Raw genomic sequence first — 23,085 nt, forward strand, 5'->3', positions numbered from 1 at the left:
AATATGGGCGTTTAAGTGTCTTCGCTCTTGGCTGGTGTTGCCACTCGTATTTCTTCGTTCACTTCATCGTCAGCAGAAACCATGACTGCTTGACCTTTTTTTAGAGTTGCATAGCCCGGACATTGAGTTGCATCAGCATAAGCTAGATCTTTAATGATTTTCTTAACAATCAAAAGGCATTTGTGTTTAACAGATGTTTGCGCTGTGAATTTACTGCCCACTTTAATTTTAGCTTTGCTATCAAAGTCGAGTTGAATTTCATTTTTAAACAAAGAAATATTTCTGATATTTACAGACAATTGAGCAGAGGTTTGAGATTGAGCAGAGGTTTGAGATTGAGCATGGGCTAGCTCATTGAAAAATAAATTCAAAAGTATAATCAGGGTCAGAGCCTGATAAATTTTAATCATAAAAACCTCTCTAGACTCTGATAGTAGCATTTAAATAGCCGTTATCAATCTAAAAACCAGCAAAAGTATAGAAACCTCTAACAGCAAAGCCCCAAAGATTCGAATCTGCTGTGCCGATTTCAAAATTCACTGTTCTAAAAGCTAGCTCTGCTCCGCAAACTGGCGTGAAGTTAAATCCGGTACCAAATTGCACACCAAATACTGGATCCATATCACCCATATTTTTGTCTTCATAAACAATCATTGGATAATTTAAACCTGCAAAAATATAAAGTGCTTTGATCTGATCAATGTGCAAAGTGGCGTTACCTTCGAGCAAGAAGAATCCAAACTCAGCATTACTACTCTTGATATCTCTGATCGTATCAAGGCCAAACCCCACATTCCAACCAAAACCTCTCTGCAATTGATCTTTGTATCTTACGCCGAGTAAAAATGCCGCTTCCGTTTCTGAATCACCACCGTCTTGATCCAATTCATCTGCAAAGCTATAACCAATAAACGCATCTAGATCGCCCGCTTTTGCATTCATTCCTACTGCTGTGAAAAGCAATAGCATAACTAAAAATATTTTCATAATCGCTCCTTACACTAAGTTCTTTCAATGGTCCTGCTAATAGCCCGGTGCCACTTTTTAAATCTTTCTTTTCTGTCTTTGTCTTTTATTTTTGGTGTAAATTTTTTGTCTTCTTTCCAGATCTGTTGGATTTCTTCCATATCTTTCCATAGACCCACACCAAGCCCTGCGAGATAAGCCGCACCCAAGGATGTGGTTTCGACATTGGAAGGTCTGATAGTTTCTACATTCAAATAATCTGATTGAATTTGCATCAAAAGATTATTTTCCGCAGCTCCACCATCTACTTTTAATTTTTTTAATTTTTTCTTAAGATCTTTTTGCATGGCAATCAACACATCCGAATTCTGCAGCGCCATGGCCTCTAGCGTGGCCCTGGCAATGTGTGCTCTTGTCGTCCCTCGCGTAAGGCCGCAAATTAACCCCCGAGCTTCTGGATCCCAGTAAGGAGCACCAAGACCCGTCAGTGCGGGAACAAATTCTACGCCTCCCGTATCGTCCACTTGTTTTGCAAGCTCTTCCACTTCCGAACTTTTCTCTATGAACTTCAAGTTATCTCTCAGCCATTGAACACTTGCTCCGCAAACAAATACGGAACCTTCAAGCGCATAGGTTAAATTTTTTCCGAGCTTCCAAGCCACCGTGGTCAATAGGCCTGATTTTGAAAGCACCATTTTATTTCCCGTGTTCATAAGCATAAAGCTCCCTGTACCAAAAGTACATTTCGCTTCACCGATACCAAAACAAACTTGCCCAAAAAGTGCAGCCTGTTGGTCTCCGGCCACGCCCGAAACGGGAATTCCATCGGGCAAGAATCCTAGGCCCTTGGTATGAGCCAAAATTCCACTGGATTCTCTGATATCTGGAAGAAGACTTGCATCCACGCCAAATATTTTCAAAAGATCTTTATCCCATTTTCCTTGCCTGATATTCATAAGCTGAGTTCGAGATGCATTACTTGCATCTGTTACATGGGCTTTACCGCCGGACAAATTCCAAATTAAAAATGTATCGATAGTTCCTGCTGCCAATTCTTTCTTTTTGATTTTTGGTTTTAGTGAATTGTTATTGTCGATGATCCATCTGATCTTAGATGCAGAAAAATAAGGATCTATTACTAAACCTGTCTTGGATTTAATTTTAGTTTTATACTTTATTAGCTTTTTGCAAAACTCTGTAGTCCTGCGACACTGCCAAACAATGGCGTTGTATACAGGTTGAGAAGTTTTTCTATCCCATACGATCACAGTTTCGCGCTGGTTTGTGATCCCAATGCCCTTGATTTCACTGGTCGGAATCCTAGACTTTACTAGAACTTCTTTGGTGCAAGATTCCACGGTGCCCCAAATGTCAGAAGGTTTATGCTCTACCCAGCCAGGTTGTGGGTAAATCTGTTCAAAATCTTGATTGGCAGAGAACGCGATTTCACCCAATGAGTTCACTAGACTCACCGTTGTTCCGGTTGTGCCTTGATCGATGGATAGAATGTATGCCATGATTACTCCTAGGACATTAATATAAAGAAGCAGTAAAATTGTATGAGTAACTTGTTTAAAAAATCAAAAGAAAAGCTTCTGGAACTAAAAGATCTTCCGAAGGAGACTCTTCTATACCGAGTCATGCCAAAATTTTTGATGGAGTTGATTAGAAAATATCTCCGCTTAGAGATTGAAGGTTTAGAGCACATCCCTAAAAAAGGAAGAGCACTACTTATCCCCAACCATTCCGGATACTCAGGTTTTGATGCACTACTTTTGGGACATGAGATCTCTCACCGTGCTAAGCGTATTCCCAGAGTTCTCACCCATCGCCTGTGGTTCATCACCGAAAAAACCTCGATTCCTGCACACAAACTAGGTTTTTTTGAAGCAACTACAAAAAATGGTTTAGACCTCTTGGGCCGGAACAACCTGGTAGTTCTATTTCCAGAAGGTGAAAAAGGAAATTTTAAGGCGACAAAACATCGTTATCGTCTTCAAGAGTTTAGAAGAGGATTTGTGAGAATGGCTTTACAAACTCAGAGTCCCATTATTCCAGTGCTGATCATTGGCGCCGAAGAAACCCATATCAATCTCAAGCAATTGAAGTTCACAAAATATTTGATCGGCAGCGCCCTGCCATTGCCTTTAAATATTATTCCGCTTCCCGCCAAGTGGAAAATTAAATTCTTAGAGCCTATTCATCTCCCGTTTAAACCAGAAGCTGCCAATGACACAGACCTAGTTCACGAGATTGCGAGCGATATTCAAGATCGTATGCAAGAAGAACTCAATAAAGAGTTAGCCAAAAGAGATTACGTTTTTGTCGATAAGATTTATTAATTCAAAAATGTTATTTTAGACTTTTTGAATTCAGATTCTATTCTCTGCAAAGCATCTTGTGTTTTATATTTAGGATTTAAATCGCCAAACATTTTTTTATAATTATTGATGCGACCTTTTTTCTGAAGGTATTCGCTAAAAGATTTATAGTAATTAAAATCAAACACAAGCCAACGAACAAAAAGATCCAATGCTACTTTTGAGAAAAATAGAAATCTTTTGCATGAATCCAGGTGGAGATCATGAAAAGTGAATTTATTTCTGCGAGAAATATTCCTGATGGTATTTTTCTTATGAGAAGATTGAATGGTCGATGAAGCTTCATGATAGCAAATGGACTTGGGCTCATAAATACAAGTCCAGCCCATTCTCCAAGCTCGCATTCCTAAATCCACATCTTCTCCATAAAAAGGAGAAAAGAGCTCATTGAAGTAATCAATTTTTTCTAATTTTTTTCTATCAATCAGCGCATTCGCTCCAGAGAGAAAAAAGCTTGGAAGATTTTTATCGCCACTTTGAGCATTCAAAGTGGACTTAATTACTCCAAAAAATGATTGCTTAGCATACTTTGCTGAATCGACGACCTGTTGTGAGCGCGGATCCACGATGGTGGTCATCACTCCAAAAACTTCTGCATCATTAAAATATTTCATCTGATGAATGAAATAATCTTCCGTCAACTTAACATCACTATTGAGAGCCAAGACTAAATCTTTGGTTGCCACTTTAAGACCGGAGTTGATGTTTCCAGAAAAGCCCAAGTTCTTTGCATTTTTCACTATAACAATTTCAGGATAATTCTTTTCGAGAAAATCTACGGAATCATCCTTAGATGCATCATCGGCCACGATGACTTCGTAATCTGTTGAACCTAGCTTCTTCAAAGCTTGATAAACGCTTGGTAAATTATCTTTTAACAAAGCCGTTCCGTTATAATTGGGTATGACCACAGAGATAGATTTTTGCATGGATCTGAGTATATGCTAAAAATGCTGCATTTTAGAATAAGAAAATTTAAATTGTTTATTTGGTTTTTTCGACTAATATCAGGCCATGATTTATGACTGTTTTTCATTCTTTAATGAGCTTGATCTCTTAGAATTAAGACTGAATATCCTTAATCCTGTGGTCGACCGCTTTGTGATTTCTGAAGCGACAAGAACTCACCAGAAAAAAGAAAAACCTTTATTTTTTGAACAAAATAAAGAGCGCTTTAAGCCTTTTTTGCATAAAATCGACCACATCATCGTTGATACATACCCTACGTTTTGGAATTCAGGACGTCCCAAGATCAGATCTTGGCACTATGAAAAAAACCAAAGAGAACAAATTATGAAGGGTTTAAAGCAATGTAAGCCCGACGACATGATCATTGTTTCTGATCTAGATGAAATTCCTAATCCCGAATTAGTAAAAAAGCACGCTCACCACGATGGGGACATCGTCTTCGATCAATACATGTTTATGTTTTACGTAAATATGATTTCTACAAGCAAAAAAACCAAAGAATTTGATCTTTGGAACGGCACTGTGATGACAAAGTTTAAAAATGTAGAAACTCTCAACAAGGTGAGAATGAAGAGAGATAGTAAGAATATGGATGCCCTTAGACTTCCATATTCTGGTTGGCATTTTACTTATATGGGTGGAGTGGATAAAATCATTACAAAGTTAGAATCGTTTGCTCACACTGAGTTCAATTACGATGAATTCAAATCTAAAGACAGAATCCAAGAAATCATCAATAAAGGCGGAGATCTTTTCAATCCTGAGGTGACAAATTCAATATTAAAAGATGAATCGATTCTGCCTGAGTATCTTTTAAAAAATAAAAAAAATTATCCACAACTTTTCGCTTAAGACACAAATCTTAAAACATTCTTTTCGCATACTGCTTTAAGTAAAGGCCATACTTAGATGATGGATAGCCCTCAGCAATCTTCACAAATTGTTCTTTATTGATAAAACCTCTGAGCAATGCGATTTCTTCAAGACATGCGATTTTTAGACCCTGCCTTTCTTCAATCGTTTGAACAAACTGCGAAGAACTCAAAAGAGATTCACAAGTTCCTGTGTCCAACCAAGCAATCCCACGACCAAAAAGTTCTACTTTTAGTTTTTGATCATCTAAGTAACCACGGTTTAAATCTGTGATTTCAAGCTCTCCTCTTTTTGAAGGTTTTAAATTTCTCGCTCTTTGGCAAACTGTCTTATCATAGAAATACAATCCCGTGACCGCCCAGTTGGATTTTGGATTTTGAGGTTTTTCTTCGATGCTCAAAACTTTTCCTGATTTATCAAAATCCACAACGCCGTATCTTTCTGGATCACTCACTTGATAACCAAAAACAATAGCCCCATCGGTCACCTGATAAGCCTTCTCAACTTGAATCGGCATATCGTGTCCGTAGAAGATATTATCCCCAAGAATTAAGCATGATGGTGAATTGTTAATGAATTTTTCCGCAATAATAAAAGCCTGCGCGATACCTTCGGGCTTTGCTTGAACTTCATAGCTGATCGAAATTCCAAATTGGCTACCATCTTGTAATAAACTTTGAATGAGAGGAATATCTCTTGGAGTGCTAATGATCAAAATATCTTTAATGCCGGCGAGCATGAGAGTTGAAAGTGGATAATAAATTGTAGGCTTATCGTACACGGGCAAAAGTTGCTTTGAAATAGCAAGCGTGGCTGGATACAAACGCGTCCCACTACCACCTGCCAAAATAATGCCTTTCATAAGTGCTCCTTAAATAAAGCTTCATATAAACCAAAAACTTTCAGAAATTTCATGCTTTAAAGTAGATAATGCGTTGGATTATTAAAAATTCAGACTATTTATCCTAATTACTGACCGTCACAATTATCGACACAATCATTACCAATGGTTTGAACCAAATCGCTCCAAGCCTGAATAAGAAATCCTGCTTCAGATTTATCTCGATGAATCACGCCTTTAAGGATAGCAGCAGCAATGCCCACGACGATCACCATAAGCAAAATATATTCGATAATAACTTGTCCGCCCTGACGCTTGAATCTCAATGGAATGTCTTCTCTCTTATTTTTTGAATGATTGTTTTACGTAATCAATAATGTCGTCGCGAGTTTTATCAGAAATTGGTCCTTGTACCCCAATCACGCAATCTTGCTCCATCTTGGCCACAGCAAAGTCACGATCCTGATCAAAGGATTGTTGGAATGATTCTTTATTTGGATAAATCATAACAAAGAGCGTGGAGTTCTTAGGTAGACTGTCACGAATGTGTGAGACGCTCTCATCTAATTGCTCTAGAGGTTTTTCAGCTTGCTGTTCTTGATCGGATTTTTCTTGGCCTGACTTTTCTTGAAAGACCTTAGACTGAAGTGAGAAGTAAACCTTTAGTGCTTCCGGCTCCTGAGCTTGAGAAAAGTAAACTCTCAATGGCCCATCAAAAATTGCAGTATTAAATGTTGGACTAAAAAACTTAGACTGTAGAATTCTGGTCGTAGCATTTTCTAGCGAATAATTTTCCGCCAAAAAATGTCCTTCTGAAAATCCTTCTAATGATGTGTTCCCCAAAGTTGCCCCCTCATTGATGTAATTCCCCTAATTGCTCACACAGGTGTATTAAATTAGAGGTTTGAGGAAAAAGGCAAAGAATTTTTTAATTTTTTTTAGTCTTTAGAAAAGGTCCAGTGGTCTAGCTCCACGAACCACACAATCCACCGAATTGAAACCCACCTGATAGAACAAATCCTTCCATGAAGAATTCAGCACAACAAAATCGGCAATTTTTCCAACTTCTAGCGAACCCAGTTCATTCTGTAATCCAAGTGCATAACTAGGATTCACTGTCCAAGCAGCAATAACCTCACTCAAAGTCATCTTCATTTCTTTTCGTGCGAGCAAACCTACAAATTGTATATCTTGTGTGGGACTTGTCCCCGGATTGTAATCTGTCGAAAGCGCTACTCTTGCTCCTTGATCAATCAATTGGCGCGCAGGGGGATAAGGTACGCTTATGTAGTAATCTGCGGTTGGGATAAATACACAGGTAGTGTCCGACTCAGCAAGCACTGTCATATCTTGAGTATTCAAATAATTTAAATGATCACACGATAATGCCCCCATCTTTACAGAAAAGCGTGCGCCCTCCGATGGATTCAACTGATTGGTGTGAGAAACTATATCAAATCCTAATTTTTTAGCAGCATCGAAATACTTTTGTGCCTGGTCAATTGTGAAGTAGTTTTTTTCAATAAAGATATCTGCGCGATTTGCATACTTTTTGATTTTCTTAAGATCAGAAACAATTTGATCCATGTACTCATCTAAAGAATTCATTTCCCTCGGCTTTGCATGAGGTCCTAAATAAGTAGGGATAGCTCTCACTGATTTAATTTTATTTACGACCTTGAGAATTTTTTCTTCGGTTTTTAAATTTAAACCGTAACCACTTTTCATTTCTACCGTAGTCACACCTTGATTCAAAAAATTTTGAGCACGCTCTTCAGAGATTTTTAAAAGTCCTTTTTCTGAAAGCTTTCTCGTATTTTCCACAGTGTTGACAATTCCACCACCGGCTGCCGCAATATCCTGATAGGTTTTTCCTTGAAACTTCATTTCAAAGTCGTTTCCGCGATTTCCACCATAAACTAAATGCGTGTGACACTCTATAAAACCCGGGAGAACAGTTTTGCCCTTTAGATCTATGACTTTTATTTTTTTATATTCTTTGGGAATCTTTGCGGTTGACCCAATCCAAACAATTTTATCTTTTTTGGTCACAATCGACGCATTCTTGATGATGGAGAGATCGTTTTCAGAAATACGACGGCCTTGCTTTTTAGCAGCACCTTCTAAGGTTAAACATTCATTTATATTTTTAAAAACCTTAAGCATAATCGTCTATTCACCATGGTTATAATCATTATTGTATTTAAAATTTTTGAAGGTCAAATACTATCCACTCTTTATCCTCTCAAAGCACAAGTGATTACATATAGTTACCTATTTTTAGTATGCACTCAGGATGATTGACACTTTGGACTGATATGTTAATAATGCGCTCTTAAAAACAGGATATGCATGGAAAAACTTTCGATTTATGGTGGAACTGGATTTGTAGGCTCTGAGTTCTGCAAACAGACAAAAAGATCTATTGAATTGATCCCAAGAAATTCACGAACTCCTGTATCAAAAGAGATTCTTTATTTTATCAGCACAACTCACAACTATCATATCTTTGATGATATTCAAAAAGACGTAGATACAAATCTTAAAGTTATGCTAGACGTTTTAGATAAAATCAGAGAAGAGGGCTACACATTCAATTTTATTTCCTCTTGGTTTGTCTATGGCGATACAACTCTGCCAGCGAAAGAATCAAACGATTGTAAGCCCAAAGGATTCTATTCCATCACCAAAAGAGCTGCAGAACAGATGCTGATTAGCTTTTGTGAAACCTATAAACTCAATTACAGAATTCTTCGTCTTTGCAATGTTTACGGGCCAGGAGATGCCGGAGTATCTAAAAAGAAAAACGCACTTCAGTACATGATCAATCAGATGAAAGCTCATCAACCGGTGGACCTGTACGATAATGGTCAGTTCTACAGAGATTATATGCACGTGTCTGATGTTGCTCGTGCTATTGATCTTGTCGTAGAGAAAGGCCCTCTCAATTCTGTTATAAATATTGGTTCTGGAGAGCGAATTTTATTTAAAGACATCTTTGATAAGGCGCGCAAAATTACTAATTCTAAGTCTGAAGTGACAAATATTTCTCCACCGCATTTCCATACTGTAGTTCAGGTAAAAAACTTTTATATGGATTGCTCAAAACTTAAAAATATGGGATTTAAACCTCTTATATCCATTGAACAAGGAATAGAAAAACTATGTCTATAAAAGAAAAAATATCAGCATTTATGACTTCTTTGAAAAAAGATCATCAATTGATGCCGTACACATACAATATTCGCAACCGTGAGTTCGAAGCAGGTAAAGACACAGTTTATTATTCTGGCCCAGTTTGGGATGATGCCGAAGTTGTAGCAGCCATCGAAACACTTCTTACTGGCAAATGGTTAGCTTCTGGCGAGAACGTGGCAAAATTTGAAATCGCTTTTTCTAGAAAGTACGGTTTTGGTGCTTCTCTCATGGTCAATTCTGGAAGTTCTGCAAACCTTGTCATGATCTCCGCATTAAAAGCATATTTTAATTGGAAAGACACCGATGAGATTATCGTTTCCACCGTTGGATTTCCAACCACCGTTGCGCCGCTAATTCAAAATCAACTTGTCGCAAAATTTGTCGACATCACTATGGATGATCTCAATTTTGATCTCAAGGAAGTTGAAAAAGCTATCACTCCAAATACTAAAGCCATTTTCATTTCTCCTGTTCTTGGAAATGCGCCAGATATGGATAAGCTCGTTGAAATTTCAAAAAAGCACGACGTCATGCTGGTGCTTGACGGTTGTGATAGTTTAGGAAGCAAGTGGGATGGTAAAGAACTTTCAGATTATGCTTTCACAACTTCTTGTTCCTTTTATCCCGCACATCACATCACAACGGGTGAAGGCGGCATGGTTTCTTCTTTCAATAAAGAATTCATTAAGCTTGCGAGAAAATTTGCCTGGTGGGGCCGTGATTGCTACTGCATCGGTTCGGCAAATTTATTAAAGAATGGATCTTGCAATAAAAGATTTGATACTTGGCTCGAAGGAAATTCTGCGGTTATAGATCACAAATATTTATTTAGCCAAATTGGCTACAACTTAAAACCTTTAGATCTCCAAGGTTCCATTGGACTCGTGCAGATGGAAAAGATGGATATGATTCACGAGAAGCGTCGTGAAATGAAAAATAAAATTGCCGGAATGTTTGAAAAGCATATTCCTGGAATTAAAATTCCTCAAGAACTTTCAAAAGCAGAGACCAGCTGGTTTGGAGTTCCAGTGATTTGCGAAACCGCAGAATTAAAAACAAAACTAGTAAAGCATTTAGAAGATAAAAAAATTCAAACTAGAAATTATTTTGCCGGAAATATTTTGCAACATCCAGGATACAAACACCTTGATGATGCAAGTAAATATCCAAATGCCAATAAAGTTTTAGAACAAGTTTTCTTTGTAGGCTGTCACCCTACATATGATCAATCCACTTTGAATTACATCGAACAATCATTAAAAGAATTTAAGGCTTAATTACCATATCAGATTGAGGCCGCGCTCTTCCGCATTTTTTTGCGCGTCTTCATACCCAGCATCAAGATGTCGGTAAAGCCCCATACCTGGATCGATTGTTAAAACTCGCTTCAAGCGCTTGTCTGCCTCGGGAGTTCCATCGGCCACGATCACTTGACCGGAGTGCAGAGAGTAACCCATGCCAACGCCCCCGCCATGATGAAAGCTTACCCATGTTGCGCCGCCCGCAATGTTAGAAAAGGCATTGAGCAGCGGCCAGTCGGCCACGGCATCTGATCCATCCTTCATCGCTTCAGTTTCTCTATTAGGCGATGCCACAGAACCACAGTCCAAGTGATCTCTACCGATAACAATTGGTGCCGAAACTTTTCCGGTTCTCACGAGCTCATTGAATTTCAATCCAGCTAAAGCTCTCTCACCATATTCCAACCAGCAGATTCTTGCGGGCAAGCCTTGAAATTTAATTCTCTCTTTAGCCATGTCCAGCCAATTGATAAGTGCTTTTTTGTGCGGAAATAATTCTCTGATGGCATTATCAGTCACTTCAATATCCTTGGGATCACCAGAGAGCGCCACCCAACGGAACGGACCCGAACCTTTGCAAAAAAGTGGACGAATATATTCTGGAACAAATCCTGGTATATCAAAGGCGTTTTTAACGCCGCCCTTTTCGGCCATTGCACGGATATTGTTTCCGTAATCAAAAGTGATTGCGCCACGCTTTTTCATTTCGAGCATGCCTTCTACGTGACGAGCAATACTTGAAATGGATTTTTCTAAATAAGTTTTAGGATCAGAGGCTCTCAATTCCGCAGCTTTTTCTAAGCTGAGACCCGCCGGAATATAACCAATGAGTGGATCATGCGCTGAAGTTTGGTCAGTCAAAAGATCTGGAATAAAATTTCTTTTGATCAGTTCATGAATCACTTCACTCATATTGCCCTTGAGCGCAATACTGACTGCTTTCTTCTCTTTCTTGTATTTCTCTACTCTCCGAATGGCGTCATCGATATCGGTAGCAAGTTCATCGACGTATTTTGTGTCTAATCTTTTTTGAATTCTCGTTTCATCTACTTCCACACCAAGCACCACAGCTCCTGCAAAAACTCCGGCCAGAGGTTGTGCGCCGCCCATACCACCGAGACCTGCCGTCAAAAGCACACGACCTTTAAGATCTCCACCAAAATGTTTTCTACCCGCCTCCACAAATGTCTCATAAGTTCCTTGTACGATCCCTTGACTGCCGATATAGATCCAAGAACCCGCCGTCATTTGACCGTACATCATCAAACCTTTTTTATCGAGCTCGTTGAAATGTTCCCAAGTGGCCCAATTCGGCACGAGGTTTGAGTTTGCGAGAAGAACTCTCGGGGCGTCTTCATGAGTTTCGAAAACTCCCACCGGTTTTCCCGACTGAATTAAAAGTGTTTGGTTATTTTCTAATTTTTTTAAAGACTCTAATATTTTATCAAAGCATTCCCAATTTCTCGCGGCTTTGCCGATTCCCCCGTAAACGATAAGATCTTCCGGGCGTTCTGCTACACTGGGATCAAGATTATTTTGAATCATGCGGTAGGCAGCTTCCTGAAGCCAACCTTTGCAGGATAATTTGGTGCCCGTAGGCGCTCTGACAACACGTGATTTTGAAGACATAGATACCTCTTAAAGTACCTACAGAACTAACACCAACAGCGCCCCAACGCCACCAAAAGGTGTGAGGCATTTTTTAATTATGCAGTTGGTACATGCATAGCAACACCGCCAGGCGGTGTTGCTTCGTGGCATGAATATTATTTTAATTCACAGCCAATATCAAAATTTTGTTTTGCGATTTCCGCAGCAATTCTTTGATTTACCTGGTCTGAGTTCTGAATACTTGATTTGTATGTGTATTCTACCGAAGCCAATACTCCAAGTTTGCCATCGTTACGCTTGACCACTCCAATTGTCTTTGTAACTTCAGTATCTGAGTTGAGTGAGCTTTCCGATGAAACCAATCCAGACATATCTGACTGATCAACGGAGCTTGTCTCGACAGTATCAACAGAAATTGCGCTAGCTCCTTTTGACGAAGTTAAAGACAATACTAGGCGATTTCCCACAATTTCCAATTTACAGCTAGAGTTTGAAATTTGCTTGCCCGTGTTTATATCTACTGCAACGATTCCTTTGAACGTACGCAAATTACTGTGTTGCACCGTAGTCTCAATAGCTTGATTTTCTTGCAGTAGAGACAAGTATTTGTCTACGTTTGATTCCACAGCAAAACTCGCAGAAGCTACAAGAGAAATTGCAGCAAAAAATATTACTTTCATAAAAAACTCCTATTTCGTTATTATTGATAAAAACTATCAGGCAAAATATAAGCAATTCTCAGCCCAAAGGTCTAAGTATTTAATAACATAGAAATATTTTATAAAATGAATATGCAAAAAGGATTAAACCCAATAGAAGTATTCTAATAGTGTTGGTGTTATAAACAAAGTAACAAATATTGTCTCATAGAAATATTTATTCTAAGCGATCTTTCTAATCTGATTGAGCTTGCCTTCAGCCTGGTTCAATCTGTCTCTTAAGGCATCGTTTTCGCTCTTGAGCTCAAAGACTTTCTTCTTCAGGGTTTCCATGTCTTTCGCTTCATGAACCGATAAAACATCCACTTGAGTTGTTTTTACCGCTCCACTGCCAAAGTTCCCTGACAGAAGTTGATCTTCAAACTCTGAGTTTACGACCAACGCTGGATCGATTTTTTCTAAGTACAGAAACCCATCCAAAATCATTTTGCGCACTTGATTTAAAACTTGCACAAATGCTGTTGAGATCTCTGCAGGAGTTGGCTTTCTTTCAGCCATATCTTCTTCGATTTTTCTTTTTTTAGAATGGTTTAAGGTTCTAGTGATTTTTTCTTTCATCTCTGGCTCTACACCCAGAATCGTAAGAGAAATTGTCATATCATTGAGCGTCCCTATGATTTCGGCTACCGTATTGTCATCCCAAGAAAAAATTCTTTTCATAGATAACATCTTAGCTTTCACAGCTTCGGCCCAGCTCATGTCTTCGTCTTCAATCATCTTTAGGAATTTTTCTTGTTTCTGTGTCCCACACGTTTCCATGAGAATTAACAACTGGATAAAACCGCCTTTTTTCTTATAACGATCAATCATACTCATATTCTTCCCTTTCGAAAAATAAACCCTTCAGAAAATATCCGTTCACTAAACTTTTCGGTCTTTGCTAAGAAGAATTTTAAGAAAACTGACTTATGTTTCAATATGATAATTTGAGGTCCTTTTATGGCATCGACTAGGTGATTCTTACATGATTTTAAGGGGCAATTTACAATAGATTGCAGATGGCTTGGTATCCTCTTTGCTAAATACAACTTCGCTATGAAGGTGTGGTTTTTATTAGTAATAACAATTCTATCTGTTTCTATAGAAACTTGGGCTCAAAACTCGCCTAAAGCTACCTATTTAGGTCATAGAATTGACCTCATTTCGGAAGCCTACTTGGGACTTCCTTATCTGATTGACCCCCTCGGAGAAAACAAAGGCTACGACAAAGATCCGCTCTATCGCTTTGATGGGTTTGATTGCACAACTTATGTAGAAACCGTGATCGCCGAAGCTCTCGCCACTAGCGAAGAAAATTTTAAAGAAAATATGAATGAAATTCGCTATAGAAATGCAAAGGTCGATTTCGTCACCAGAAATCATTTCACCAATATCGACTGGATCCAAAACAATCGAAGAAATGGAATTCTTTTCGATGCCACCAAAATACTTTTCAAAAATCATTATAAAGTTTCAGAGACGATCATTAATAAATCTGCGTGGTTCAAGATGGTCCACAAAATGGATTATAAATCTCGACTTAAAATTTCAAAACTAGCCTACCTTCCTCTCGCGGAAGTAACACCAGAACTACTTTCCAAAATCAAATCCGGATCTATCATAAATATTGTAAGACCAAACTGGCTTCCTAAAGATAAAGATGGAATAAATAAAACTGGAACTGAACTTGATATTTCTCATCAAGGATTTGCCATTTGGAAAAACGACGGAATTCTGTATTACAGAAATGCGAGCTCAAGCGCAAAGAAAGTCACGGAAGAACCACTTCTGGGCTATCTCGAAAGAATGAAATCCATCAAATCTATCGGCGGCATTAACGTGCTTGAAGTTAGACGTTAGAATTCTAACGTCGGCATGACACCCATCAAAGAATTGTCCGCAATCAAATTTCTAATCGCTTTAATGTCTAAAGCAAAAATACGATCTTTTTCTGCATACGGAACTTTGGTTCTAATCAAATCATAGGCTGCTTTCACGGTACCTGCGGGTTGTAATGGCTTTAACAAATCCAAAGCTTGAGTTGCGCTCAATAATTCCATAGCCAAAACGTTTTCCGCATTGTCCACAATCTTACTAAATTTTCTAGCAGCAATGGTTCCCATGGAAACATGATCTTCTTTGTCTGCGGACGTGGGAATGCTGTCCACCGATGCGGGATGAGACAAAATTTTATTTTCACTTACTAGTGAAGCTGCAGCCACTTGTACTATCATGTGACCAGAATTCAATCCTGAATCCTTTGTTAAGAAAGCCGGAAGCCCACTCATAGAAGGGTTGATCAGCTTTTCAATTCTACATTCTGAGATACTCGCCATTGCAGACATTGCAATCGCCATGAAATCCAATTGGAAAGCTACAGGCTCACCATGGAAATTTCCACAGGATAAAATTTTGTCATGCTCATCAAACACTAAAGGATTATCCGTAGAAGAGTTTGCTTCGATCTCTAAAGTTTTTAGACCCACTCTCAGCGCATCCTTAGTCGCTCCATGAACTTGTGGCATGCATCTTAGAGAATAGGCATCCTGAACTCTTGAGCAGTTCTCATGGCTCTCGGCGATTGGAGAAGTTTTTCCTAAAATTTTAAGCAAATTTCTAGCTGTTATCGCTTCTCCTGGGTGTGCTCTTGTTGCCGAAATCAATGGATCAAAAGCTGATCTTGTTCCAAGCATTGCCTCCAAAGTCATAGCGCCTGCCAGATCCATCGTCCAAGCGATTCTTCTCGCACGATAGAGGTTTAGTAAACCCACCGCCGTCATCACTTGGCAGCCGTTGATGAGTGATAAACCCTCTTTAGCTTGAAGCTCTAGATGAGAGATCTTTTTCTCTTTTAATATATTTGCAACGGGAACTGCTTTGCCGTCACTCCAAACTTCACCTTCACCAATTAAGGCCAAAGCCAAATGAGATAACGGAGCCAAGTCACCGCTTGCTCCCACACTACCCTGCTGAGGAATCACGGGAATAATATCTGCATTTAAAAATTCTAATATTTTTTCTACAATCTCAACTCTGATTCCTGAGTGTCCACGCGAAAGAGCATTTGCTCTCAAAAGCATGATGGCTCTTGATTCTTCTTTGGTGAATGGATCACCTACTCCACAACAATGAGATCTGATTAAGTTTTTTTGAAGCTCTGCAAGATTCTCATCAGAAATTTTTACGGAACTCAAAGCCCCAAAGCCTGTATTTACTCCGTATATCACCTCGTGATTTTTAAGTTTATTGATAATATAATCACGAGATTTTTGAATTAATTTTTTTGAACTTTCACTCAAAACAACTTTCGCGTTTTTATGAGCTACATCCCAAACTTGATCTATATTTAAACTTTCACCTGTCAGCTGAACCATTTTTTCTACCTATCTTAAACTATCTTAGAGATTGAATTGCTTTTTTGTATGCGTCGTTAAAATCAGATGCAGTTTCTTTTCCACTGTCGAAAATATAGCTTCCCGAAACAAAAGCATTTGCCCCGGCATCTCTACAAATTTTTGCAGTTTCTTTGTTAATTCCGCCATCCACCTCGATATGAATATCTAAATTTCTTTTTTCGATTTCTTTTTTTAGTATTTTAATTTTTTCTACCTGCTCAGGCATAAAACTCTGACCACCAAAACCTGGCTCGACCGTCATAATCAAAACCATCGCCACTTCATCCAAGAACGGTAAGATCTCTGAAAGATTTGTGCTGGGTCTTAGTGTTATCCCTGGGTTGACGTTTTGAGATTTAATTTTTCTTAAAACATCTAACGGCTCTTTAGTGGCCTCGACATGAATTGTTAAATAATCACTGCCTGCTTTAATAAATGCATCTACATATTTTTCTGGATTTTCAATCATGAGGTGTACATCCAGCGGTAGCTTGGAAACTTTTTTGATAGCCCTCACCACCGGCGGGCCAATCGTGATGTTATTCACGAAATGTCCATCCATCACATCAACATGAAGCCAATCTGCTCCAGCTTCGGTGACGGCCTTCACTTCGCGTTCTATATTAGCAAAATCACAAGAAAGGAGACTAGGAGATACAATAATAGATTTACTGTGCAGTTGACTCAAAAATATCTCCTTCTTTTAGGGAATAACCTCTTAAGAAATTATCTACACTCGTTTTTGCTTTTCCTTCAAGCTGAACTTCAGTAATTTTCAGAGAAAAGTCTCCTGTTCCCACGTAAAATGCGTCTTTTTCGACACGAATGACTTTGCCCGGTGCGCCCTTTGTTTCAGCGGGCTCGGCACTCAAGATTTTAAGCTGCTTCTTGTTCCAATAAGTCCACGTGCCAGGCCATATATCAAAGGCTCTAATCTTGTTGAATATCTCTTCTGCTTTGCTCTGCCAATTGATAATGCCTTCTTCTTTTTTTAACTTCTTAGCAATTGTTACTTTAGATTCATCTTGTTTTTCTCCCATCAGATTTCCACGAATGTAATCCATGAGTTCAATTTCTAAAAGTTCTGAAGATAAATTTTTTAATTTTTCGTAAACGGATGCTGAGGTGTCCCTTGGACTCAATGGAATTTTTCGTACACCAAGAATTGCTCCCGCATCCAACGCTTTCACTACGATTTGCAGAGCAACCCCTGTCTCTTTGTCACCAGCCTCTACCGATCTTTGAATCGGAGCTGCGCCTCTCCACTTAGGAAGAAGGCTTCCATGCACGTTCACAGCACCAAACGGAAATAGTTTTAAAAATTCCTCAGAAACAATCTGTCCAAAGGCAATCACAACAGCAACATCTGCTTTAAGGGATTTTAAGTGCGCGATAAATTCTGGAGTGTTAACGCTTTCGGTGTTTCTAACAGGTAATTCAAGCTTTAGTGCTGCTTCTTTTACAGGAGTGGACTGCACCTGCATGTTTCGGCCCTTGGGACGATCGGGTTGCGTGATCACTTCAACAATTTGAAAGTGATCATCTTTGGCCATGCTCATTAAAGGCGTGACTGCAAAATCAGGTGTTCCTAAGAACACAACGCGTACTTTACTCATGAGGGGATCTAATCACAGATTTTTTTGATTGTCTTTGGAATTTTCATCGCTATCTTCGCCGTCTTCTTCATTCGATTTTGTCTCATAGCCGAATTTTTTAATGCGATCTTTGATTCTATTGGATTTTAAGAAACTCAAACGATCAATAAATAGCTTACCATCTAAGTGATCAATTTCATGCTGAATACAGATTGCCAGAAGGCCATCGGACTTGATTCTTATCTTTTCACCTTTTGTATTGAGGTAATCCACTTCCACATAATTTGCTCTTTCTACATTCTCAACATAACCCGGTACACTCAAACAGCCTTCGCCATAAACAGTTTTACCTTCTTTGACTTTGATTTCAGGATTGATAAGCACCAAGGGATATTGAACACCTTTTTCAAGCTCGGTCATACCCTCTTCTGTAGGCTTCCCTTCGTCATCATGAGGCCTTGTATCAATCACGATCATGCGATCAAGTCTTCCAACCTGAGGCGCCGCCAAACCCACTCCGCGCGAATCGTACATCGTTTCCAACATGCTTTGCGAATAAAGAACAAGCTCTTCCGTAACCTCTTTTACAGGTTTAGAAAGTTCTCTTAATTTTGGATTTGGGAACGTTAAAATCTCTAAAATCATACAACCATTTTAACGCATTATTTCTTGAGGCGCAAGAGCAAGAAAGTAGAGAGAGCTAGAGTGAATATATTAGGCAACCAGGCACTCAATATGGGTGATAAATACCCATGCCGACCCATAGTTAGGCCTACGCTCAAAAGAGCCCAATATCCAAATGCTAGACCCAAACAGAGTCCTACGCTCATCATTCTACCACCTGTTCTGGTATTAAAAACACTAAAAGGAATACCAATAAAGGCCATGACAAATGCGGCCAATGCGAAGCCATATTTCGAATGTAGATCCACCTCATAGCGAAGTGTATTTAAGCCCGCCTCTTTGTTTTTCTTGATGTATTCTCTCAGTTCCTTAATGGAAACCACTTCCGAAAACTTTGAGGACTCTTGGATATCGCCAATTTCATCATCGATGATGATGGATTTTTCTTGAAAAGATTGATTCATCGGAAAACTAGAATCACCCGTGAATAATGTTACTGTGCCGTCTAGAAGTTTCCATTCTTTTGGTTCTAGTTTTGCTGTTTTTGCAACAATCAATTGGACCAAATTCCATTTGTCATCAAAGTAGTAAAACGACAATCCTTCGGCGATTTGAGTTTCCGCATCGAAGGCTTTGATATTGAAAAGCATGTTGTCTTGGCGGTACCAAATTTTTGAGTTCTTCACAGCAGAATACATCGCCGGACGATCTCTGATCTCTACATACCAAGTGTAGTTTTTCTTTTTGTTTGTGATAGGCAAAATACGATCGCTCATCCAGAAAGACATTACTGTTACACCAGCAACGATGATTAAAATCGGAGCACTCACTCTCGCCAAACTATTTCCAATGCTAAAAAGAGCCACAAGTTCGCTATTCTTATTGAGTCCGCCAAGTGTAAATAGCGTTCCGATGAGACTGGCTGCCGGCAAAAGCTGATAAATAATTGCAGGAGTCGAGTAGAGATAAAACTTCACCATGTTCAGAAGAGAAGTTTGCACACCTACAAAATTTGAGAGAGCATCAATCGTTAAAAAAAGAGTTACAAGGACCAAGATGCTTCCGAAGAAGTAGCTCAAGAAAAGCTTTGCAATGTACTTGTCGATTATATCTAACATGAACCCCTAGCGTATTCCCCAATCAATTTCCAAGTCAAACGTACTTTATGTTGACTCTCTTTTTTAAAAATCGTTTACTTTGTGTATGGCTTTACGCGTCTTACTCGCAGACAATAGTGAAACAATTAAGAAAGTCATTCAGCTGACTCTTCAAGATTTCGCAATGGATCTTCGCATTGTCACGCTTGGGGTAGACGTTCTCGATGTGGCTTTGCAGTTTAAGCCAGACATTGTATTTGTAGACATTCTACTTCAGAAAAAAAATGGCTACGAAGTTTCTAAAGAATTAAAAAATAATGTTCATCTCAAAAATACTCCTGTTGTTCTGATGTGGAGTGGATTCATGGAATTCGATGAGCCGAAGGCAAAAGAATCCTTGGCCGATGCTCGCCTTGAAAAACCTTTCGACGCTGACACTTTAAAGAACTTAGTTACTTCATTAGTTAAAAAACAAGCACCGGAGGATATTTCTAATTTCTTAGATTTTCCGAGCCGCGGTACTGCAACAAAACCCGTGCCCCCAACCTCTGCTCCTAAAACTGAAAAACATGAAGATCCTCTAAAGTCTTTGGATAAAATCAAATCTGAAGCTGAAAAGTTTCAGCCAGGCAATCTCAAAAAACCAGTTGTAATCGAAAAGTTCAAGCCTATCGAACTTCCCGACTTAGCAGATGTGATTGATAATTTTGAAACGAAAGCTCCTCAAGAAGACGAATTTGAAATGCAGTCTTTAGACAAAACCACAGGCTTTGGCTATCGTAAACCAGCAGAGCCTGATGGAGACACCTCCTTTCAACAAACCAAATCCTTTATCATAAATCTTCCTGATGATGCCGGGACCGAGGAAGTGCCTTTAGAAATTGAACCCATTGATAGCGTCGAGGATATGAGTTTTCTACTTAATCCCGAAAGCGTTGAAAAAGAAACTCAAGCTGCTACAAAAATCACCACTAGAGCTCCTGAACTCAAGAAAGTAGAACCACCAAAAATGCCTGCATCCGCACCTGCTCATCCAGCCACTGCAGCACCAAAGACCCCGATGGCCTCCCAAGCTCCTCTTCCTACACTTGAAGACATTGAAAGAATCGTAAGAGAAGAAGTCCGCGAAGCCATCGAAAAAATGGTTTGGCAAGTCGTTCCTGAAATGGCTACTCAACTTATTAAAAAAGAATTAGACCGTCTGCTGAAAGACAATGAATCAAAGCCGTGAATATATTTACAATCATTGAGCAGGCATTCAAAGAAGATTTGCCTTCAGGAGATATAACTACTGATTCACTCGCTGTCAAAAACTACCCAGGCTCTGCAAAGCTTCTTGCAAAAAGTGATTTGGTTTTATCGGGCTCTGCTCTTTTTGAAAAATGCATAAAACATCTAGAGCCTCAAGCCCAAGTGAAATGGCTTTTTAAAGATGGCGAAGCCATTTTAGAAAAACAAACTATCTGCACGATCAAAGGAAATTTAGTCGATATCATTAAGGCAGAAAGAGTCGCGCTTAACTTTCTGGGGCGATTTTCAGGAATCGCAACGCTCACCCGAAGATTTGCCAACGAAGTTCGCCACACGAATACCAAAATTCTTGATACCAGAAAAACTACACCACTCTATAGAGTCTTTGAAAAAAAAGCAGTTTTAGATGGCGGAGGAAAGAATCACCGAAATGATCTGAGTGACGAGGTGATGATAAAAGAAAATCACGTACGAATTGCCGAGTCCCTTGAGAAAGCTATAGATCAGGTCAGATCGCAAACAAAGAAGTTTATGACCGTTGAGGCACACTCGATGGAAGACGTTCAAATCTGCGTCGATAAGAGCGTAAATAGGATTTTATTGGACAACATGGATCTAGAGACTCTAAAGAAAGCCGTCGAAAAAATTCCAAATCACATCGAAACTGAAGCCTCTGGAAACATGACCCTGAATCGCGTAGGAAAAGTTGCTGAAACTGGAGTAGACTTCATTAGCGTTGGAGCACTTACGCACTCCGCACCCGTCGCAGATATCAGCATGATCTTTGATTGGAAATAATTAGTAACTGAGAATCCCGACTGGATCGCCTTTAAAGATCTTAGCAACCTTTTCACGCCCGCGAATCTCTTTAAAACTCTCTGCCGATTTTTGAATTGCTTTTGAAACTTCTTTTTTATTTATCTCGAGACTTGTGAACTCCATTCTACAAGCTGTTTGCTCCGAAATAACTTTGCACTCGGCCCTAGCATTTTTTCCTATGAGGTCAAAAGATTCAGAACCATATTCACCAGACAAAACAACATTTGGAAACTCGGCACCGACCAGTTCTGCAGGCATTTTATAAGTTAGAATAACGCTTGTGCCTTCGATGACAATTTTAGGATTTTCGATTTCAAAGATTGCATACTCTTCCAATTCCGGATGTACCGGTACGCTGTAATATGCTCTTTTCTCAGAAGCAAATGCACTCGCTGAAATTAAACTCAATAGTAAAATTAAAATTTTCATGAGTTACCTCCAAATAGCCTATTATCTACCAGAACATAGCGAATAGCGCGTCCTTTCCCAACTCTTATCAATGAGTTTGATCTTGTCAATGACGAAAGGTCTCTGCTAGCAGTGATATCGGAGACATTGAATAATTTTTTGCATTTTTGCACATCTATACTTTCATTATTTTTCAAAAACTGAAGGATCTTCATTTGCCTGAAGTTCAATGTATTGAAATTCACATCTAATTTTTTAGGTATTATTGCTTCAATATTCTGAGCTTCATTTGTTAAATGGGATTTGATCTCAACTCCCGCTAACCACTTATAACCACTCTCAGTTGTGACTAGCCAAGAGGACTTTTCACCCAATAATTTACGCAATAAAGTCATGGCAGAATAAACGATATTATCGTGTCTCAGTGGATCGTACTTATATCCCCATACACGAGTGATCAATTCTTCCTTATCCATTTCTTTTCCTTCTGAGAGGCATAAAATAATTTTACGCAACTGGGGCGTCAAGCCATCAGTATGATTTACATTTCCCCTCTGAAACAAAGTCAAAGTTCCCGGCTCAAGATCCAAATAAATCACCGAAGCCTCCCTAGATAGAGGAAGAAGGTCATATAAAAAAGCGTGGTAATCTGTTTTCAAAATACTATTTATTGCATTCTCTGGCTCTGCGCGAATTTGATCGTAGAGATCTCCAAGCAAATCTTCACCTGCTCTTACCGCAGAACTGGCTATTTTATTTTCATCACGATTTAAAAATCTAATTTGATATGTATTTCCAAATTTCTTGGATAATTTTTGAAGCTTCGGAAAAAGAACTTCACATTCTTTCTTCATGTAAAGATTAGAGAAAAGCTTAAACTCCAAACCCATTGTTTCGACTTCTAAAAGATGATCGACCCCGGGTCTTAATGCTCTCTTTGCTGAGCTCAAAGCATTCAACGCTCTCGAGTAATCTCCAGATAGAAACATAAGATAAGCATATCGCAAATTCAGCGTAACTTCCTGTCGGTGGTTTTTATTGGAATAAATAAGCCTGCT

Annotated in this window: 25 protein-coding genes; 7 read left to right on the plus strand and 18 right to left on the minus strand. The window is 39.0% G+C overall.

Annotated elements, in window-relative coordinates:
• Nucleotides 1–11: 11 nt before the first annotated feature.
• From V4596_02060 to glpK, 3 genes are read right to left on the minus strand one after another with little or no spacing between them, the layout of a single operon-like run.
• A complete protein-coding gene (locus tag V4596_02060; GenBank protein ID MES2767904.1) occupies nt 12–410 on the minus strand; it encodes a hypothetical protein in 399 nt (132 codons plus the stop codon).
• A gap of 49 nt (nt 411–459) precedes the next feature.
• Nucleotides 460–987 (minus strand): hypothetical protein, encoded by a 528-nt coding sequence (locus V4596_02065; GenBank protein ID MES2767905.1) that lies wholly within the window; start codon nt 985–987, stop codon nt 460–462.
• 14 nt (nt 988–1,001) lie between these two features.
• The gene (gene glpK / locus V4596_02070) at nt 1,002–2,483 is read right to left on the minus strand and encodes a glycerol kinase GlpK (GenBank protein MES2767906.1); all 1,482 of its coding nucleotides are present in this window, start codon (nt 2,481–2,483) and stop codon (nt 1,002–1,004) included.
• A gap of 42 nt (nt 2,484–2,525) precedes the next feature.
• Between glpK and V4596_02075 the strand changes: the two genes are divergently transcribed.
• Nucleotides 2,526–3,308, plus strand: a complete 783-nt coding sequence (locus V4596_02075; GenBank protein ID MES2767907.1) for a lysophospholipid acyltransferase family protein — start codon at nt 2,526–2,528, stop codon at nt 3,306–3,308.
• Here the strand turns inward: V4596_02075 and V4596_02080 are convergent.
• Complete coding sequence (locus V4596_02080; protein ID MES2767908.1) at nt 3,305–4,276, minus strand: glycosyltransferase family 2 protein; 972 nt, start codon at nt 4,274–4,276, stop codon at nt 3,305–3,307. The two genes, V4596_02075 and V4596_02080, sit on opposite strands and share 4 nt — an antisense overlap.
• Before the next feature lie 85 nt (nt 4,277–4,361).
• Between V4596_02080 and V4596_02085 the strand changes: the two genes are divergently transcribed.
• On the plus strand, nt 4,362–5,168 hold the full coding sequence (locus V4596_02085) for a hypothetical protein (protein ID MES2767909.1): 807 nt from the start codon (nt 4,362–4,364) through the stop codon (nt 5,166–5,168).
• A gap of 10 nt (nt 5,169–5,178) precedes the next feature.
• On the opposite strand, the gene rfbA is transcribed toward V4596_02085, so the two are convergent.
• From rfbA to hutI, 4 genes are all read right to left on the minus strand, one after another.
• Entirely contained in the window at nt 5,179–6,051 is an 873-nt protein-coding gene (rfbA, locus tag V4596_02090) for a glucose-1-phosphate thymidylyltransferase RfbA (GenBank protein ID MES2767910.1), read from the minus strand.
• Nucleotides 6,052–6,158: 107 nt separating this feature from the next.
• Nucleotides 6,159–6,356: a hypothetical protein gene (locus V4596_02095; GenBank protein ID MES2767911.1), complete on the minus strand. Its 198-nt coding sequence runs from the start codon at nt 6,354–6,356 to the stop codon at nt 6,159–6,161.
• Between the two features lie 16 nt (nt 6,357–6,372).
• Nucleotides 6,373–6,873 carry a hypothetical protein gene (locus tag V4596_02100; protein MES2767912.1) on the minus strand — a complete coding sequence of 167 codons (501 nt, stop codon included), beginning with the start codon at nt 6,871–6,873 and terminating at the stop codon, nt 6,373–6,375.
• Nucleotides 6,874–6,975: 102 nt separating this feature from the next.
• Nucleotides 6,976–8,196, minus strand: coding sequence for an imidazolonepropionase (gene hutI / locus V4596_02105; GenBank protein ID MES2767913.1), 1,221 nt, complete (start codon nt 8,194–8,196; stop codon nt 6,976–6,978).
• Between the two features lie 186 nt (nt 8,197–8,382).
• Between hutI and V4596_02110 the strand changes: the two genes are divergently transcribed.
• Nucleotides 8,383–9,204, plus strand: a complete 822-nt coding sequence (locus V4596_02110) for an NAD-dependent epimerase/dehydratase family protein (protein MES2767914.1) — start codon at nt 8,383–8,385, stop codon at nt 9,202–9,204.
• Nucleotides 9,195–10,505 carry an aminotransferase class V-fold PLP-dependent enzyme gene (locus tag V4596_02115; protein MES2767915.1) on the plus strand — a complete coding sequence of 437 codons (1,311 nt, stop codon included), beginning with the start codon at nt 9,195–9,197 and terminating at the stop codon, nt 10,503–10,505. The genes V4596_02110 and V4596_02115 overlap by 10 nt, the downstream gene beginning before the upstream one ends.
• Here the strand turns inward: V4596_02115 and hutU are convergent, their stop codons facing one another.
• From hutU to V4596_02130, 3 genes are all read right to left on the minus strand, one after another.
• Complete coding sequence (hutU, locus tag V4596_02120) at nt 10,506–12,158, minus strand: urocanate hydratase (protein ID MES2767916.1); 1,653 nt, start codon at nt 12,156–12,158, stop codon at nt 10,506–10,508.
• A 137-nt stretch (nt 12,159–12,295) separates the two neighbouring features.
• Complete coding sequence (locus tag V4596_02125; protein MES2767917.1) at nt 12,296–12,820, minus strand: hypothetical protein; 525 nt, start codon at nt 12,818–12,820, stop codon at nt 12,296–12,298.
• 201 nt (nt 12,821–13,021) lie between these two features.
• The gene (locus V4596_02130; GenBank protein MES2767918.1) at nt 13,022–13,675 is read right to left on the minus strand and encodes a FliG C-terminal domain-containing protein; all 654 of its coding nucleotides are present in this window, start codon (nt 13,673–13,675) and stop codon (nt 13,022–13,024) included.
• Nucleotides 13,676–13,894: 219 nt separating this feature from the next.
• Between V4596_02130 and V4596_02135 the strand changes: the two genes are divergently transcribed.
• On the plus strand, nt 13,895–14,698 hold the full coding sequence (locus tag V4596_02135; GenBank protein ID MES2767919.1) for an N-acetylmuramoyl-L-alanine amidase-like domain-containing protein: 804 nt from the start codon (nt 13,895–13,897) through the stop codon (nt 14,696–14,698).
• Here the strand turns inward: V4596_02135 and hutH are convergent.
• From hutH to lptG, 5 genes are read right to left on the minus strand one after another with little or no spacing between them, the layout of a single operon-like run.
• A complete protein-coding gene (gene hutH / locus V4596_02140) occupies nt 14,695–16,212 on the minus strand; it encodes a histidine ammonia-lyase (GenBank protein MES2767920.1) in 1,518 nt (505 codons plus the stop codon). The genes V4596_02135 and hutH overlap by 4 nt on opposite strands.
• 19 nt (nt 16,213–16,231) lie before the next feature.
• Nucleotides 16,232–16,921: a ribulose-phosphate 3-epimerase gene (gene rpe, locus V4596_02145; GenBank protein ID MES2767921.1), complete on the minus strand. Its 690-nt coding sequence runs from the start codon at nt 16,919–16,921 to the stop codon at nt 16,232–16,234.
• A complete protein-coding gene (fmt, locus tag V4596_02150) occupies nt 16,902–17,849 on the minus strand; it encodes a methionyl-tRNA formyltransferase (GenBank protein ID MES2767922.1) in 948 nt (315 codons plus the stop codon). Before fmt ends, rpe begins: the two co-directional genes overlap by 20 nt.
• A 12-nt stretch (nt 17,850–17,861) precedes the next feature.
• Nucleotides 17,862–18,473 (minus strand): peptide deformylase, encoded by a 612-nt coding sequence (gene def / locus V4596_02155; GenBank protein MES2767923.1) that lies wholly within the window; start codon nt 18,471–18,473, stop codon nt 17,862–17,864.
• A 17-nt stretch (nt 18,474–18,490) separates the two neighbouring features.
• Entirely contained in the window at nt 18,491–19,570 is a 1,080-nt protein-coding gene (gene lptG, locus V4596_02160) for an LPS export ABC transporter permease LptG (GenBank protein ID MES2767924.1), read from the minus strand.
• 85 nt (nt 19,571–19,655) lie between these two features.
• Between lptG and V4596_02165 the strand changes: the two genes are divergently transcribed.
• Both V4596_02165 and nadC read left to right on the plus strand, forming a co-directional pair.
• Nucleotides 19,656–20,780, plus strand: a complete 1,125-nt coding sequence (locus V4596_02165) for a response regulator (protein MES2767925.1) — start codon at nt 19,656–19,658, stop codon at nt 20,778–20,780.
• On the plus strand, nt 20,777–21,598 hold the full coding sequence (nadC, locus tag V4596_02170) for a carboxylating nicotinate-nucleotide diphosphorylase (GenBank protein ID MES2767926.1): 822 nt from the start codon (nt 20,777–20,779) through the stop codon (nt 21,596–21,598). Before V4596_02165 ends, nadC begins: the two co-directional genes overlap by 4 nt.
• Here the strand turns inward: nadC and V4596_02175 are convergent, their stop codons facing one another.
• Complete coding sequence (locus V4596_02175) at nt 21,599–22,048, minus strand: hypothetical protein (protein ID MES2767927.1); 450 nt, start codon at nt 22,046–22,048, stop codon at nt 21,599–21,601. It lies immediately after the preceding gene.
• Nucleotides 22,045–23,016, minus strand: coding sequence for a DeoR family transcriptional regulator (locus V4596_02180; GenBank protein MES2767928.1), 972 nt, complete (start codon nt 23,014–23,016; stop codon nt 22,045–22,047). The genes V4596_02175 and V4596_02180 overlap by 4 nt, the downstream gene beginning before the upstream one ends.
• Between the last annotated feature and the right edge of the window lie 69 nt (nt 23,017–23,085).

This window comes from Bdellovibrionota bacterium (genome assembly GCA_040386775.1).
Classification (GTDB): domain Bacteria; phylum Bdellovibrionota; class Bdellovibrionia; order Bdellovibrionales; family JAEYZS01; genus JAEYZS01.

Excerpts from the sequence above, each read along its gene's own strand:
- V4596_02060 (MES2767904.1), bottom strand. The coding sequence starts at position 410 with ATGATTAAAATTTATCAGGCTCTGACCCTGATTATACTTTTGAATTTA.
- V4596_02065 (MES2767905.1), bottom strand. The coding sequence starts at position 987 with ATGAAAATATTTTTAGTTATGCTATTGCTTTTCACAGCAGTAGGAATG.
- glpK (MES2767906.1), bottom strand. The coding sequence starts at position 2,483 with ATGGCATACATTCTATCCATCGATCAAGGCACAACCGGAACAACGGTG.
- V4596_02075 (MES2767907.1), top strand. The coding sequence starts at position 2,526 with ATGAGTAACTTGTTTAAAAAATCAAAAGAAAAGCTTCTGGAACTAAAA.
- V4596_02080 (MES2767908.1), bottom strand. The coding sequence starts at position 4,276 with ATGCAAAAATCTATCTCTGTGGTCATACCCAATTATAACGGAACGGCT.
- V4596_02085 (MES2767909.1), top strand. The coding sequence starts at position 4,362 with ATGATTTATGACTGTTTTTCATTCTTTAATGAGCTTGATCTCTTAGAA.
- rfbA (MES2767910.1), bottom strand. The coding sequence starts at position 6,051 with ATGAAAGGCATTATTTTGGCAGGTGGTAGTGGGACGCGTTTGTATCCA.
- hutI (MES2767913.1), bottom strand. The coding sequence starts at position 8,196 with ATGCTTAAGGTTTTTAAAAATATAAATGAATGTTTAACCTTAGAAGGT.
- V4596_02110 (MES2767914.1), top strand. The coding sequence starts at position 8,383 with ATGGAAAAACTTTCGATTTATGGTGGAACTGGATTTGTAGGCTCTGAG.
- V4596_02115 (MES2767915.1), top strand. The coding sequence starts at position 9,195 with ATGTCTATAAAAGAAAAAATATCAGCATTTATGACTTCTTTGAAAAAA.
- hutU (MES2767916.1), bottom strand. The coding sequence starts at position 12,158 with ATGTCTTCAAAATCACGTGTTGTCAGAGCGCCTACGGGCACCAAATTA.
- V4596_02125 (MES2767917.1), bottom strand. The coding sequence starts at position 12,820 with ATGAAAGTAATATTTTTTGCTGCAATTTCTCTTGTAGCTTCTGCGAGT.
- V4596_02130 (MES2767918.1), bottom strand. The coding sequence starts at position 13,675 with ATGAGTATGATTGATCGTTATAAGAAAAAAGGCGGTTTTATCCAGTTG.
- V4596_02135 (MES2767919.1), top strand. The coding sequence starts at position 13,895 with ATGAAGGTGTGGTTTTTATTAGTAATAACAATTCTATCTGTTTCTATA.
- hutH (MES2767920.1), bottom strand. The coding sequence starts at position 16,212 with ATGGTTCAGCTGACAGGTGAAAGTTTAAATATAGATCAAGTTTGGGAT.
- fmt (MES2767922.1), bottom strand. The coding sequence starts at position 17,849 with ATGAGTAAAGTACGCGTTGTGTTCTTAGGAACACCTGATTTTGCAGTC.
- def (MES2767923.1), bottom strand. The coding sequence starts at position 18,473 with ATGATTTTAGAGATTTTAACGTTCCCAAATCCAAAATTAAGAGAACTT.
- lptG (MES2767924.1), bottom strand. The coding sequence starts at position 19,570 with ATGTTAGATATAATCGACAAGTACATTGCAAAGCTTTTCTTGAGCTAC.
- V4596_02165 (MES2767925.1), top strand. The coding sequence starts at position 19,656 with ATGGCTTTACGCGTCTTACTCGCAGACAATAGTGAAACAATTAAGAAA.
- V4596_02175 (MES2767927.1), bottom strand. The coding sequence starts at position 22,048 with ATGAAAATTTTAATTTTACTATTGAGTTTAATTTCAGCGAGTGCATTT.
- V4596_02180 (MES2767928.1), bottom strand. The coding sequence starts at position 23,016 with ATGTTTCTATCTGGAGATTACTCGAGAGCGTTGAATGCTTTGAGCTCA.